The following is a 14,111-nucleotide window of genomic DNA, read 5'->3' as shown; positions in this document are numbered from 1 at the left end:
TGGTGCGGTCGAGAAGACTCGAACTTCCACGGCCTTTCGGCCACAGCGACCTCAACGCTGCGCGTCTACCAGTTCCGCCACGACCGCACGCCGATGTTCCAAGCGGGGGTTGCCCGCCAACTGGTGAGCGGCGGCACTAGCAGGCGCCGCCCGCCTGTTCAAGCGGGCATTTGCCCAAATCCGCAAACCGGTTTCAGCCCGCCTTGCGAACGAAAACGGTGCCGGCCGAATAGCCTGCGCCAAAACTGCAGATCAGCCCGGTATCGCCCGGATGCAGGTCGGTACCGTGCAGGTGGAATGCAATGATCGAACCAGCAGAAGATGTATTGGCATAGGTATCCAGCACGGTCGGGCTTTCGTCGGGGCTTGCCTCGTGGCCCAGCACCCGTTCGGCGATCAGCCGGTTCATGCCCGCATTGGCCTGATGCAGCCACAGACGGCGCAGGCCGGTGGCCTTGATTCCCAGTTCCTCCATGTGGCCGGTGATCATGTCGGCCACCATCGGCACCACTTCACGGAACACGCGGCGGCCTTCCTGCCGGAACAGCTTGTCGGGCTTGCCGACGCCTTCGGGGGCCGCGCGGTTCAGGAAGCCGAAGTTGTTGCGGATGTTGTTGGAAAACACCGTCTTCAGCCGGGTGCCCAGGATTTCCCAGTGGCTGGCCGGCGCCACCTCGCGGGCCTCGACCAGAATGGCGGTCGCCACGTCGCCGAAGATGAAATGGCTGTCCCGGTCGCGCCAGTTCAGGTGGCCCGAACAAACTTCGGGGTTCACCACCAGCACGCTTTTCGCATGCCCGGCGCGGATGAAATCGGCCGCCGTCTGGATGCCGAAGGTCGCCGACGAGCAGGCGACGTTCATGTCGAAGGCGAACCCCTCGATGCCGAGTGCTGCCTGCACTTCGATCGCGATCGCGGGGTAGGCGCGTTGCAGGTTCGAACAGGCGCACAGCACCGCATCCACGTCGGCCGGGGCGCGGCCGGCGGCTTCCAGCGCCTGCCGGGCTGCCTTTACCGCGATTTCCGCCAGCACCGACAATTCTTCGTCGGCCCGCTCGGGGATGCGGGGGCACATCAGTTCCGGATCGAGGATCGGGGCCTTCGACAGCACATACCGCGCCTTGATTCCGCTCGCCTTTTCGATGAACTCTACAGAAGATGGCTGCAACGCCGCCACCGCGCCTGCGGCGATCGCTTCGGCATTGGCGGCGTTGAACTGCCCGACATAGCGATTGAAGCTTTCAACCAGCTCGGCGTTCGAGATGCTGTCGGCCGGTGTGAACAGGCCGGTCGCGGAAATGACGGGGGTAGTCATCGAATCCTCCTCGCGCCCGCCATGTCAGACGGCGACGGGCGCTGCGATATGCGGGTGCGGGTCATAGCCGGTGATGGAAACATGCTCCACCGTATAGGAGAACATGTCCGCCGCCGGTGCAAGCGAAAGCGCCGGAAACGGCCTGGGGTCGCGCGCAAGCTGGGTTTCAACCAGATGCGCATGGTTCAGATACAGATGGACATCCGCCCCCATCCAGATGATCTCTCCGGGCAGAAGGCCCGCCTGATCGGCCAGCATCCGCACCATTAGCGCCGCCTCGAAGATATTGAACGGGAAGCCAAGGCCAAGGTCGCAACTGCGCTGATAGAGGATGCCCGAAAGCTTCCCCGCCCCTGACGCCTGCGGCTCGACGAAATACTGGTAGGTCATGTGGCACGGCGGCAACGCCATGTCGGCAAGTTCGGCGACGTTCCAGCCGGTGAAGATGTGCCGCCTGCTGGCCGGATTGTCGCGCAGGCCCTGCACCAAAGCCGCGATCTGGTCGTGCGTGGCGCCATCCGGCCCCAGCCATCGCCGCCACTGCTTGCCATAAACGGGGCCAAGATCCCCCCACCGGGCAGCAAAATCCGCATCGGCCAGAATGCGGGCCTCGAAAGTGTCGCGGTCCAGCCGCTCTCCGGTTTCGCGGATGTAGCGATCCAGCGGCCAGTCGGTCCAGATGTGGACGCCCTGTTCCACCAGCGGGCGGATGTTGGTGTCGCCTGACAGGAACCAGATCAGCTCCTTCAGCGCCGACTTCCAGAACACCCGTTTGGTCGTCAGCAGCGGGATGGTTCCATCCGACAGGTCGAACCGCAGCATCGCCCCGAACAGCGCCCGCGTGCCGACGCCGGTGCGGTCGCGCCGCTCGCTCCCTTGCGTCCAGACGCGGTGCATGAGGTCGAGGACGGCGGCTTCCGGATGCGATTGCATGATGCCCTGCTAGCCTGCCGAACGCCCGCCGTCCACGCCCGGTCCCATACGCGCGCGCCAATGCACATTCTGCCGCACCCATGCCGCTGCACCGGAAAACCGCTTGTATCGCCAACGCTTGGCTGTTCTAAGGCGGGCGGGGCCGGAATCGACGACAACCTTCACAGGTCGCGGGGGCAGTTTGCATTTCATTCGTCCGGCTTTGCCGATCGTGGCCGTTTGCGCCCGACCGGCGATTGCATCCCACAGGCGTCAGCGATGACCCCGGATCAACTGATCGGCGCGATGGCGCTGCTCGCGGTGCTGACGCGGGAATTGCTGTGGCTGTCGGCGGCAGGGATCGCGCTCTCCAGCCTCGATGATCTCGCTGTCGATCTGCTGTGGCTGGCATGTGTCGCCTTCGCGCCGTCGCCGCCGCTGCCACCGCCACCCGCGCAGCCGGGCCGCTTTGCGATTCTGGTGCCCGCGTGGGACGAATCGGCGGTTATCCAGCCTATGCTGCGGCACCTCCTCGCAACGCTCGATCACCCGAATACCCGCATTTTCGTCGGCTGCTATCCGAACGACCCGGCAACGCTTGCCGCAGTCGGCAGCGTCGACGATCCGCGAATCGAACTGGTGGTGCATGACAGGCCCGGCCCCACCACCAAGGCCGACTGCCTGAACCGGCTGTGGCGCGCCGTCGAAGCGCACGAGCAGGCGTCAGGGCTGCCGGTCAAGGCAGTCGTGCTGCACGATGCCGAAGACGTGGTCCACCCGCGTTCGCTCGACCTCTATGACCGTATGATCCCCGGCCTTGCCATGGTGCAACTGCCGGTGATGCCGCTTGCCGACCCGCGTTCGCGCTGGGTTTCCGGCCACTATATCGATGAATTCGCCGAAACCCACTGCAAGGACATGATGGTGCGCGCACTGCTCGATGCGCCGGTGCCTTCGGCCGGCGTCGGCACTGCGATCGATTGTGCTGCGCTGCGGCGGATCGCAGGGCCGGACGGCCAGCCCTTCGATGCCAACAGCCTGACCGAAGACTATGAGATCGGGCACAGGTTGCATCGTCTGGGCCTTCGCGGAAGGATGCTGCGTGTCCGGGTGGACGGCGCACTTGTGGCGACCCGCGAATATTTCCCGGCCGATCTCGAATCGGCTATCCGCCAGAAATCCCGCTGGCTGACCGGCATCGCCCTCTCCGGCTGGGACAGGCTTGGCTGGCATGGCACGTGGCGGGCGCGCTGGATGCTGATGCGTGACCGCAAGGGCCTGTTCACTGCGGCCGTCACCATGACGGCCTACGCCGCCGGCCTGCTGCTGATCAGCCAGCAGGCGTTGCGGGTGTCGCTTGCGGCGGAAACCGGCGTGTCGCTGCCGCCGCTGCTGCACAATGACGACGGGCTTCTGAAACTGATGCTGTGGCTGAACGCCGGCATTCTGGGCTGGCGGCTGCTGTTGCGCGCCTGCTTTACTTCGGCTGCGAATGGCTGGCGCGAAGGGCTGCGCGCCATTCCGCGCGCAGTCGTCGGCAACGCCATCAATTTCCTTGCCGCGCTGCGGGCGATCGACAGATACCGCGCCTCGCTCGACACGCCGACGGCACCGCACTGGGACAAGACCGCACACCGTTTCCCGGAAACGGCGGTGCCGCATGACTGAAAACACCGGCAACCGCGGGCGAGCCATGCGCGTCTATCAGATGGCGCTGATCCTTGCCGTCGGCTGGTTTGCAGGCCGCCTGCCCGCACTGACGGCCGCCAACACGCAGGAACAATCGGCCCTCGCACAGGCGTTCGGCATGGGCGCCGCAACCGCCGCGCCTGCACCCGCCCGGCCAGCCGACATGGCGGTCGTCGCCGATGTTGCAGCGCGCGTCGCAGCCGATGTCGCCGACCAGACCATCCGCCGGCTGCTCGCCGCCGGGTGGGCACCGCCGTCCACCAGCGCAACCGCCCGGCAAACGCACGCGGCGGGCGACACGCCGACGCCCGAACGGGTGCAGATCGTCCGCATCGTTGCCGAACAGCCAGCCCGGCCCGCCCCATTCTGGAGCCTGCCGCCCGCGCCTTCGGTTGCGGCGGCAGCGCCTGCCGCTACCCCGGCACCAGTTCCTGTGCCCGCCGAAACCGCCGCCACGCGGCACGCCCATGCGCTTGCATCATCGGCCTATGCGGTGTTGCAGGCCGGCGATCGGCGCCGGGCATCGTCGTTGCTGGCCGAGGCGCTGGCCGCCGCGCCCGGCGCCCCGCAGGCAGGGCAATGGGCGGCCGACCGGCAGCAACTGAACCGGCGCTGGCATGTCGGCGGCTATGTGCTTTCCCGCACCGGCGGAGTGCAGGATCCGCTTGCGGCGTCGCCCGTGCTCGGCGGCGGTCAGGCAGGCGTCGCCGTCGGCTATGTCGTCGATCCGCTGTCGCCGACGCGCGTTTCGGTGATCGGCCGGCTGACGGCGGCTGCCGGTCTCAATGGTGCGATGGATCGCGAAACCACCGAAGCGGCGCTGGGGCTTCGGGTGCAGCCGTTTGCGAAGCTGCCGCTTGCCGTCGATGTCGAACGGCGCTTCGCCCTTGGCCTCTATTCGCGCAACGCCTGGGCCGCGCGCCTGTCCGGTGGTACGACGCAGGATTTCCGCTTCGGGCCGCGCAAGGTATCGGTTGAAGCCTATGGGGAAGCAGGCGCCATCGGCCTCAGGCAGACCGCGCTCTATGCCGGCGCACAGGCCCGCGCCGGAACGCCGCTGATGACGCTGGGGCGGCTCGCCGTCGATGGCGGCGCCGGCCTGTGGACTGCGATCCAGCACGATTACGGGCAGACGGTATCAAGGATCGATCTTGGCCCTTCGGCGCAGTTCCGCGTGAAGCCGTGGCCGTTCCGCGCGCAGGTAGATTATCGCGTGCAGGCCAGCGGCAACGCGCAACCCGGCACTGGCCCGGTCATCACCGTTTCCGGCGAATTCTAGCGACTGGTGCAGCCCGGAGTGGTGGTCCCGACAGGATTCGAACCTGTGGCCTACGGTTTAGGAAACCGCCGCTCTATCCTGCTGAGCTACGGGACCATCCTTTGCATGTGGCCAGAGGCGCCAGGGGCGCGGGCCGGTCACGGCTCCTAGCGGGAAACCGGGACTGGCCGCAAGCCTTGCCCCCCGTAAACCCCGGTTCGGCCGGTTCAGGCGTCTGCGGCTGCGCGCGGGCGGAATGGCAGCGCCTGCACCGGGATGCCGTCGTCGATCAGGTCGATCGCGTCGGCGATGGTTGCTTCGCCGATCAGGCCAGGCTTTCCCGCACCAAGCCCGCCGCTGGCGTGGCGGCTGCGCGCCTCGGTCACGAAACGGTTGCCGACATAATCGCACCCGGCTTCGATTTCGGCCTGCGCCTCGGCCATGCGCTTCAGCGCGGCCTTGCGCTCGGTGTCGGTGACGATCTGGTTGCCCTTGGCGCCGACGGCGGGCGCCATCACCGCCTTGCCCACATCGCACGATGCACAGACCGGGCAGGACACCAACCCACGCCGTTGCTGCTCTTCGAAGTCGGCCGAGGTTCCGAACCATGCTTCGAATACATGGCCGTTACCGCAGCGCAGGTCGAATACGATCATCGGGTGCCCGGCCCGACTTTTGCCGCAGCCAGTGGCCGCGCATGATCAAGGCAGGGGATGCGCGCCCGCGCGTCGGCAACCTGCTGCAAATCGAGATCGGCGATCGCCGTGCCGGGCGCGGTTCCCATGTCCAACAACACTTCGCCCCACGGATTGACCACCAGCGAATGGCCGAAGGTTTCGCGCCCGTCGGCGTGCGTGCCGCACTGGGCGGCTGCCACCACGAAGCATCCGGTTTCGATGGCGCGGGCGCGCAGCAGCACGTGCCAGTGCGCTTCGCCGGTCGGGCGGGTAAAGGCGGCGGGCTGGGCGATCACCTGCGCGCCGGCGCGGGCAAGGGCGGCATGCAGCGCCGGGAACCGCACATCATAACAGATCGCAAGGCCAAGGCGGCCCCACGGCAGATCGGCAAGCTGCACGTCGCTGCCACCCAGAAACGACGCCGATTCGCGATACCGGTCGCCGTTGGGCAGATCGACATCGAACAGGTGCATCTTGTCATAGCGGGCGACGATGCCGCCGTCCGGCCCGATCACGAAGCTGCGGTTGGCAAGGCGCCCGTCCGGGGCGGCAACCGTGTCGCGGATTGCCAGAGAGCCGATCGCGATACAAACGCCGCGTGCGCGCGCAACCGCCGCCAGCGCCGCCAGCACCGGGTCTTCGGCTTCGGTCCGGGCGTGCTGCTTCAGGCGGTCGCTGTTGCGATCCAGAATGCCGCACATTTCCGGCGTGAAGATGATCTCGGCACCCGCATCCGCAAGGCTGTGGGCGGCTGCAGTCAGCTCGTCCGCGCTTCTGGCGGCGTCGATGCCGGTGCATGTCTGGATCAGGCCGACGCGAGTCATGTCGTCAGCAGCGGGTCCAGCCCGCCCGCTTCGTCCAGCGCGATCAGATCGTCCGATCCGCCGATGTGGCGGCCATCGATGAAGATCTGCGGAACCGTCGTCCGCCCGTTCGAGCGCGCCAGCATCTCGGCGCGCTTTTCGCCGCCCATGGTGATGTCGAATTCCTCATAGGCGGCGCCCTTCGATTGCAGCAGCGCCTTCGCACGCGCGCAATAGGGGCACAGCAGTTTCGTGTAGATTTCAATCCTGGGCATGGGCTTCCTGACCTGCTTCCTTGCCAAGATATGTGGCCGGTCCGGCAGGCGCAACCCGCGCATAGACCAGAACATCGACGCTTGCGGCCCCGGCCTTCAGCAGCCGTGCAGCGCAGGCAGCAGCGGTGGCGCCCGTCGTCATCACATCATCGACGAGCACGATCTCGGCGCCCCGGATACGTTCGGTCGCCCACGCATTCACGCTGATCGCGCCTGCAAGATTGGCCAGCCGCTGGTTGCGTCGCAGGCCGCGCGTGCTTCTGGTCGGGCGGACGCGCACCAGCCAATCAGGCCCCAGTTCCGCGCCCCCGGCCCGCGCCAGCGCCCGTGCCAGCAGCAGCGCCTGATTATAGCCGCGACGCGCCAGCCGCCAGCGATGCAGCGGCACTGGCACCAGCACGCGGCCCGGCCCGATCCAGTCGGGCGCAACCCGCGCCATGTCGCGCGCAAGCGTCGGCCCCCAAGCGTGGCGGCCATGCTTGAAGCGGACGACAATCTGCCGGGCCGACCCCTCGTACAGAAAGGGCGATCGCGCCTGCCGGAATGGTGGCGGGTCTTTCGCGCAGCCAAGGCACTCGGCCTCGGCGGCCCAGGCGATCGGCAGCGGGATGGCGCAACGGTTGCATGCCGCCCCGTCGGGCACCGGCAGCGCCGCCCAGCATGGCCCGCACAGCGCCAGCGCCGACGCGACCGGCGTGCCGCAGGCCATGCAGGCGGGCGGCATCAGCAGGTCGGCAAGATAGCCGAACGCCGCCTTCACGCTCTCGACAAATCGGACACCGGGGGCCATGGCGACTGCTCTAGCCACCGGACGCCGCCCTGACGAGATGCCAGACCATCTTCCTTTCGACCCCGTTGCCCGCCGTCGTGCGCGCCGTCGCGCCGCCGGTTTGATCGCCGGCCGCGATCAGCTTCTGCGCCACATCGACGAAGAATTGCGCGCGCGCGCGGAACTGCTTGGCGATCCGCCCGCCGGGCCGGGCCTCAGGATCGGGCTGATGCTGCCGCCTCCAGTGGGCGCCACCGGCCTCGACCCCTGTCCGGCCCTTGCCGACCGCTACGGCGCACGCTGCGGCGAAGAGGATCATCGCCATTTCGCCGACGAAAGCTTCGCCCGCATCACCGCCTTCATGACGCTGCATGGCGTCAACGACCTGCCCGGCGCACTGCTGCTGGCGCGCCGCGCTTTGCGAAAGGGCGGGCGTTTTCAGGCGGCACTTCCGGCAGGGTTTTCGGCGGGCGCCGTCCGCGAGGCGTTTCTTGCCGCCGACATGCAGGCGGGCCGTGGCGTGCCGCCACGCGTCGGGCCGACCGTCGATCCGGCCGAGGCTGCAGCGCTTCTGCAACGTGCAGGCTTTGCGCAGCCTGTTGCCGAAGTGGAAACCATCACGCTGCGCTATCGAACGCTGGCGGATTTCGCCCGTGATGCCCGTGCGCACGGCGATGCTGGCTGGCTTTCCAGCCGCCAGCGCGGCCTGACCACACCGCGCCGCTGGGCGCTGGCCGAAGCCGCATTTGCAGCGAACGCCGGAAACGACGGCCGCATTCCGGTCGAGGTGCAGATCCTCTATCTGTCAGGGATGTCTGGCTGAACTGCCTTCCCGGCATGGAAAAGCGGCGGCGCAATCCCCATCTTTGCCGGTAGCAGCACATGTTGCCGTACAGGTGGACCCAGATATGCAGCCGCCCCAAGCAGACCAATCCCGAATCCGCCTGAAGCGAGCCTATGAACCCGCAACCGTGGAAGACGGCACGCGCGTGCTTGTCGACCGGCTGTGGCCGCGCGGCGTCAGCAAAGCCGAAGCCCGGCTCGATGCGTGGATGAAAGACATCGCCCCCAGCACGGAATTGCGGAAATGGTTCGGGCATGATCCCGCCCTCTGGAGCGAGTTTCAGCGCCGTTACCGGGCGGAACTGCGCCAGCACGCGGGCCTTCTGGACGAACTGCGCGAAATGGCGTCGCAGAACCGGTTGACACTGGTGTTCAGCGCCCACGACGAACAGCACAACGACGCCGTCGTGCTGCGTGATGTGCTGCTGCACGGGGATGGGGCAGCATGACCGGGCGGTTCGAGATTGGCTGACGCGGACGTGCCCAATCCCTTCTTCACCATCGGCCACTCGACGATCGCCATCGACGCGTTTCTGGCCCTCCTGCACCAGCACGGAATCGGCCTGTTGGCCGACATCCGCAAGATGCCGGGCTCGGCCCGCAATCCGCAGTTCAACCAGGATGCCTTGGCGCCTGCGCTTGCGGCGTCGCAGATAGGTTATGAACATATGGCGGCGCTGGGCGGTCTGCGGCCGCACGCTATCGGCGTATCGCCGGAAACCAACGCGCTTTGGCAGAACCAGAGCTTCCACAACTATGCCGACTATGCGCTTTCGGGCGCGTTCCACGAAGCGATACACCACCTGTTAGCCGTGGGCCGCGAACGGCGGGTGGCGCTGATGTGTGCGGAAAGCGTCTGGTGGCGATGCCACCGGCGACTGGTCAGCGACAATCTGCTGGCGGCAGGCGCCGAGGTGTTCCACATCATGGGCACGGGTCGCCTCGACCGTGCGCGACTGACGCCGGGCGCGCAGGTGGGAAATAATGGGCGCGTCACCTATCCGGCAAAACCATGACGGCCGCCGACGAAAAACCGGACGATGAAACACTGGGCGGGCTGCTGCAACGCGTGCGCCAGTGCCGCATCTGCCGCGACCATCCGCGCCACGGTCCGCCGCTGGCGCATGAACCCCGGCCGCTGGTGCAGGCTTCGGTCACCGCGCGCATCTGCATCGCCAGCCAGGCGCCGGGCATCCGGGCGCATGAAAGCGGGCGGCCGTTCAACGATCCGTCCGGCGTGCGCCTGCGGCAGTGGATGGGTGTCAGCGACGCAGAGTTCTACAACCCGGCAGACATTGCGATCGTGCCGATGGGGTTCTGCTTTCCCGGCCTGAATGCCACCGGCAGCGACCTGCCACCACGAAAGGAATGCGCCGAAACATGGCGGCAGGCCCTGTTCGAGCGACTGCCGGCGATCGAACTGCTGCTGCTGATCGGCGCCCATGCGCAACGCTGGCATCTGGGCGCAGCCGGCGCCCGGACGATGGAGGGCACCGTGCTTCGCTCGCACCGGGGCGGGCCCGGCGCCCTGCCCCACATCGTCGCGCTGCCGCACCCTTCATGGCGCAACAGCGGCTGGCTGAAGCGCAACCCGTGGTTCGCCGCCGAACTGGTGCCGGCACTTCAGGTCCGCGTGCGCGAACTGCTGGACTGATGCCTGCTCAGTCGCCCGTCAGGATGCGGTCGATCAACTGTTTCACCGTCGGGATGAAGCCGTTTGAATAAAATGGATCCGTGCGGAAGCGGCAGGCCGAATGGCCGGCGAACATCAGTTCATATTCCGGGTCGGCGCCATGTGCGATCGCCTGCAGGGTCTTCTGGATGCAGAAGCTGCGCGGGTCGGCCAGATAGCCGGTGGTGTGGTCGTCATGGTCCTTCCAGGCGCTGAACGAACAGTGCGACAGGCAGCCCATGCAGTCCGCCTGGTCCTTGCGGATCACCTTCGATTCCTCGACACTGACAAAGACCAGCGTGTCGTCCGGTGTCTTCAGTGCGGTATCGAAGCCGGCGCCGTTCCATTCGCGGGCGCGCTGAAGATCTTCCTTCGAGACATAGTAGGTCTTGCGGCCGACCCCGACGTCCAGCAGGAACTGCCGGTCGCCGTCGGCCTTGGCGGAAAAGCCGATCTGTCGGGCGGAACGTGCCTCGAGGTTGCGCAGGAAGCTGTTGCGCACGGCCGACGAATAGAAACCTGTCGGCGAAAAACGATGCAGCAGCACGTCGTCGTCCTCGAGGGTGGGCAGCCGCGCCTTCCAGACGTCGGGGATCGGGCTTTCCTTGGTCAGCAGCGGGCGCGTCCCGAACTGGAACGCAATTGCGCCCAGTTCCGGGTTGTCGATCCAGTTCTCCCACTCGCGCAGATACCAGACCCCGCCCGCCATCACGATCGGCACGGTGTCGGCGATCCCACCCTCGCGCATGACGGAGCGCAGATCGCGCACGCGGGGATAGGGGTCTTGCGGTTGCAGCGGATCTTCGGCGTTCGACAGCCCGTTGTGGCCGCCGGCAAGCCAGGGATCCTCGTAGACGACGCCGCCCAGCCATTCCGGCGCCTTCGAGTAGGACCGCTTCCACAAGGCGCGGAACGCGCGGCCAGACGAAATGATCGGGTAATAGAAAACGCCGTGGCTCGCTGCGATTTCCGACAGGCGGTAGGGCATGCCGGCGCCGCAGGTGACGCCATGCAGCAGCCCCTTGGTGCCCGACAGCACGCCTTCCAGCACACGCTGCGCGCCGCCCATTTCCCACAGCACGTTAATGTTGATTGCGCCGCGCCCGGCACGGATTTCGTCGCCGGCGATGTCATAGGCGCGGCGCACCTGCTCGATGCCGCCGCGAATGCCATAGTCCACCAGTTCTTCGTGCCGGTCCTCGCGACGGCGGCCTTGATAGACCTGCGGAATGACTTCGCCGTTTTCGTCGTAGCTGTCGGCGTTGACGGCCGAAACTGTGCCGATGCCGCCCGCCTTTGCCCAGGCGCCGGCCGACGCATGGTTGGTTGCCGACACGCCTTTGCCGCCCTCTACCAGCGGAAGGAAGCTCTGTCCGCCGACGCTCAGTGCACTCAGAGCCTTCAACTCAATCTCTCCTTGCAGGAACCCCTGTAGCAGCCTTTGCCATGCGCGGCTGCCGCAAAATTTTCAGGCCGCCGCCCCATCGAAGGCCGCCGAAACCACTGCATTGCGAAGCTCGGCGATGCCGTGCCTTGCTTCGCTGCTGGTGGCCAGCAGCAGCGGGAACGCCGCCGGGCGCGACCGGGCCTCGGTCGACACCTGCTCGACCATCTGCGCCAGCGCAGTCGGCTTGATCTTGTCGCCCTTGGTCAGCACGATCTGGTAGCTGACGGCCGCCTTGTCCAGAAGCTCCATGATGTCGCGATCGACCGGCTTCAGCCCGTGGCGGCAATCGACCAGAACCAGCACGCGCTTCAACGTCGGTCGGCCGCGCAGATAGTCGTTCACCAGCCGCGCCCACTGGCGCACCATGTCCTTGGGCGCTTCGGCATAGCCGTAACCGGGCATATCCACCAGTCGCAGCACCGGCGGATCGCCGACCAGAAACAGGTTCAGTTCCTGCGTCCGTCCGGGCGTGTTGGATGTTCGCGCAAGCCCGCCGCGCCCTGTCAGCGCGTTCAGCAGCGACGATTTCCCGACGTTCGACCGCCCCGCGAACGCGACTTCCGGCAACCCGGCAGGCGGCAGCACATCGAGGCGCGGAGCCGACAGCTCGAACTCCACCGGCCCGGCGAACAGCCGGCGCGCCGCCTCGGTCGCGGCGTCGTCTGGTGCTGGCGCGCCCAACCTAGCGGGCGCCGCCCGGCGCGGGCGCGGGCGCTGGATATTTGCGCAGCAGCACCCACTGCTGCAGGATCGAAAGCAGGTTGTTGACGATCCAGTAGATCTGCAGACCGGCCGCAAACGGCGCCATCATGAACATGAAGATCCACGGCATGAACGAGAACATCTTTTTCTGAATCTCGTCCATCGGCTGCGGGTTCAGCTTGAACTGCAACCACATGGTGATCCCCAGCACGATCGGCAGCACGCCAAGATGCAGGAACCCCGGTGGATCCCACGGAATCAGCCCGAACAGATTGACCGGAGTCAGCGGATCAGGGGCCGACAGATCGTTGATCCACAGAAAGCCGGGCTTGTGGCGGATTTCGACCGTGATCAACAATGTCTTGTACAGCGCGTAAAAGATCGGAATCTGCAACAGGATCGGCAAACAGCCAGCAAGCGGATTGATCTTTTCGCGCTTGTACAGCTCCATCATTTCAAGCTGCTGCTTCTGCTTGTCGTCCTTGTGTTTTTCCTGAATCTCTTTCATCTTTGGCGCAAAGATACGCATCTTCGCCATGCTGGCATATTGCTTGTTGGCGATCGGGAACAGCACCGTCCTGACGATCAGCGTCAGCCCGACGATCGCCAGCGCATAATTGCCCAGCACCCCATACAACCACTGCAACAACGAGAAGATCGGCTGGGCGATGAACCAGAACCAGCCCCAGGCCAGCGCCCGGTCGAACAGCGGCGCGCCAAGCTGGTCGCGCACCTGATTCAGCAGCCGCACTTCCTTGGCGCCCGCGAACAGGTGGCTCGTCGTCGCCGTTGTCTGTCCGGGCGCCACAACCACCGCCTGCTTCATCCAGTCCACCTGATAGCGGTCGTGGTCGGCAGCGGTGAAGCGCGCCTCGATCGCCGATTTCTGGTCGGGGATCAGCGCCGCCAGCCAGTGCCTCTGGGTGATTCCCAGCCAGCCGCCGGTGGACTTGAATGTCTGCGGCCCGTTTTCGCGCAGCTTGTCGAAACTGACATCGCCTTCCTGCAGCGTATCGTTCAACACGCCGATCGGCCCGACGTGCACGTTGAAGCTGTTCTGCTCGTGGCCGGCGCCAGTGCGGTTCACATATCCATAGGCGCGCAGCGTGACCGGCGCCGTGCCGCGATTGACGATCCGCTGCTCTATTTTGAACAGGAAATTCTCGTCGACAGAAAGCGTCTGCTCGAACAGCACGCCGTCGGGAGCGGTCCAGCTCAGCGTCACCGGCTGCCCAACCGTCAGCTTCGGGGCAGACGCCGTCCAGCGCGCGTCGGTCGGCGGCGCGCCCGCGCCCGCCCAGCCAAAGCCCGCGAATTCGGCGTCAGGGGCGCCCGATGGCGCGAACAACCGCACCGGTGGCGAATCGGGATCGATCGTCTGGCGATGGTCCTTCAGCAGAAGGTCGTCGATCCGCGCGCCCACCAGATTGATGGAACCTTGCAGTCGCGGCGTATCGATGACGACACGCGGATTGGCAGCCACCAGTTCGGATACCGGCCGCGTGGCGCCCGCTGCTGCCGGAATGGTGGCAGAAGTCGCGGCGCCGGGCACCTGCACTGCATCGGCCGCCGGCGACTGCGCCTGCTGCTGCACTGCGGTCTCGGGGGGCTTCGGCAGGAACCGCTCGCTCACGAAGGTCCAGCCGAACAACACCAGCGCCGACAGCACGACGGCAAGGATCAGGTTGCGATTCTCGGTCGTCACTCGTCTCTCACTTCGACTTGTCTTGCTTCCACTGGCCCGGCAGC

The 14,111-nt window shown here is 66.4% G+C and carries 15 protein-coding genes and 2 tRNA genes; 6 read left to right on the top strand and 11 right to left on the bottom strand.

The window, feature by feature from the left end:
• The 3 genes from AC16JP_RS09630 to thyA form a co-directional block, all read right to left on the bottom strand.
• Positions 1–87: transfer RNA gene (locus AC16JP_RS09630), tRNA-Leu, on the bottom strand.
• Positions 88–193: 106 nt separating this feature from the next.
• Complete coding sequence (locus tag AC16JP_RS09625) at positions 194–1,315, bottom strand: beta-ketoacyl-ACP synthase III (protein ID WP_484340396.1); 1,122 nt, start codon at positions 1,313–1,315, stop codon at positions 194–196.
• 24 nt (positions 1,316–1,339) lie between these two features.
• Complete coding sequence (thyA, locus tag AC16JP_RS09620; RefSeq protein WP_484340395.1) at positions 1,340–2,248, bottom strand: thymidylate synthase; 909 nt, start codon at positions 2,246–2,248, stop codon at positions 1,340–1,342.
• A 258-nt stretch (positions 2,249–2,506) separates the two neighbouring features.
• Between thyA and AC16JP_RS09615 the strand changes: the two genes are divergently transcribed.
• Both AC16JP_RS09615 and AC16JP_RS09610 read left to right on the top strand, forming a co-directional pair.
• Positions 2,507–3,895, top strand: a complete 1,389-nt coding sequence (locus tag AC16JP_RS09615) for a glycosyl transferase family protein (RefSeq protein WP_484340394.1) — start codon at positions 2,507–2,509, stop codon at positions 3,893–3,895.
• Complete coding sequence (locus AC16JP_RS09610; RefSeq protein WP_484340393.1) at positions 3,888–5,195, top strand: hypothetical protein; 1,308 nt, start codon at positions 3,888–3,890, stop codon at positions 5,193–5,195. Before AC16JP_RS09615 ends, AC16JP_RS09610 begins: the two co-directional genes overlap by 8 nt.
• A 19-nt stretch (positions 5,196–5,214) precedes the next feature.
• Here AC16JP_RS09610 and AC16JP_RS09605 read toward each other — a convergent pair.
• The 5 genes from AC16JP_RS09605 to AC16JP_RS09585 all read right to left on the bottom strand — a co-directional run bounded on the left by AC16JP_RS09605 (position 5,215) and on the right by AC16JP_RS09585 (position 7,719).
• Positions 5,215–5,291, bottom strand: a tRNA-Arg gene (locus tag AC16JP_RS09605).
• 110 nt (positions 5,292–5,401) lie between these two features.
• A complete protein-coding gene (locus tag AC16JP_RS09600; protein WP_484340392.1) occupies positions 5,402–5,830 on the bottom strand; it encodes a DUF1178 family protein in 429 nt (142 codons plus the stop codon).
• Positions 5,827–6,675, bottom strand: a complete 849-nt coding sequence (locus AC16JP_RS09595; protein ID WP_484340391.1) for a carbon-nitrogen hydrolase family protein — start codon at positions 6,673–6,675, stop codon at positions 5,827–5,829. Before AC16JP_RS09595 ends, AC16JP_RS09600 begins: the two co-directional genes overlap by 4 nt.
• Entirely contained in the window at positions 6,672–6,929 is a 258-nt protein-coding gene (gene grxC, locus AC16JP_RS09590) for a glutaredoxin 3 (protein ID WP_484340390.1), read from the bottom strand. Before grxC ends, AC16JP_RS09595 begins: the two co-directional genes overlap by 4 nt.
• Positions 6,916–7,719 carry a ComF family protein gene (locus AC16JP_RS09585; protein WP_484340389.1) on the bottom strand — a complete coding sequence of 268 codons (804 nt, stop codon included), beginning with the start codon at positions 7,717–7,719 and terminating at the stop codon, positions 6,916–6,918. Before AC16JP_RS09585 ends, grxC begins: the two co-directional genes overlap by 14 nt.
• On the opposite strand from AC16JP_RS09585, the gene AC16JP_RS09580 reads away from it, so the two are divergent.
• From AC16JP_RS09580 to AC16JP_RS09565, 4 genes are all read left to right on the top strand, one after another.
• Positions 7,718–8,521, top strand: a complete 804-nt coding sequence (locus AC16JP_RS09580; protein WP_484340388.1) for a methyltransferase domain-containing protein — start codon at positions 7,718–7,720, stop codon at positions 8,519–8,521. The genes AC16JP_RS09585 and AC16JP_RS09580 overlap by 2 nt on opposite strands.
• A gap of 85 nt (positions 8,522–8,606) precedes the next feature.
• Positions 8,607–8,990: a DUF488 domain-containing protein gene (locus AC16JP_RS09575; protein ID WP_484340387.1), complete on the top strand. Its 384-nt coding sequence runs from the start codon at positions 8,607–8,609 to the stop codon at positions 8,988–8,990.
• 15 nt (positions 8,991–9,005) lie between these two features.
• Complete coding sequence (locus AC16JP_RS09570) at positions 9,006–9,557, top strand: DUF488 domain-containing protein (protein WP_484340386.1); 552 nt, start codon at positions 9,006–9,008, stop codon at positions 9,555–9,557.
• Positions 9,554–10,195 carry a uracil-DNA glycosylase family protein gene (locus tag AC16JP_RS09565; RefSeq protein WP_484340385.1) on the top strand — a complete coding sequence of 214 codons (642 nt, stop codon included), beginning with the start codon at positions 9,554–9,556 and terminating at the stop codon, positions 10,193–10,195. The genes AC16JP_RS09570 and AC16JP_RS09565 overlap by 4 nt, the downstream gene beginning before the upstream one ends.
• A gap of 7 nt (positions 10,196–10,202) precedes the next feature.
• Here AC16JP_RS09565 and AC16JP_RS09560 read toward each other — a convergent pair whose 3' ends face one another.
• The 3 genes from AC16JP_RS09560 to yidC all read right to left on the bottom strand — a co-directional run bounded on the left by AC16JP_RS09560 (position 10,203) and on the right by yidC (position 14,067).
• On the bottom strand, positions 10,203–11,618 hold the full coding sequence (locus AC16JP_RS09560) for an NAD(P)H-dependent flavin oxidoreductase (RefSeq protein WP_484340384.1): 1,416 nt from the start codon (positions 11,616–11,618) through the stop codon (positions 10,203–10,205).
• A gap of 63 nt (positions 11,619–11,681) precedes the next feature.
• Complete coding sequence (gene yihA / locus AC16JP_RS09555; RefSeq protein WP_484340383.1) at positions 11,682–12,341, bottom strand: ribosome biogenesis GTP-binding protein YihA/YsxC; 660 nt, start codon at positions 12,339–12,341, stop codon at positions 11,682–11,684.
• Position 12,342: 1 nt separating this feature from the next.
• Complete coding sequence (gene yidC / locus AC16JP_RS09550) at positions 12,343–14,067, bottom strand: membrane protein insertase YidC (protein ID WP_484340382.1); 1,725 nt, start codon at positions 14,065–14,067, stop codon at positions 12,343–12,345.
• Positions 14,068–14,111: the final 44 nt, after the last annotated feature.

The sequence above is a fragment of the Sandaracinobacteroides sp. genome, from assembly GCF_057137845.1.
The sequence above is the reverse complement of the archived record's forward strand: the minus strand, read 5'-3'. Positions and strand labels throughout refer to the sequence as shown.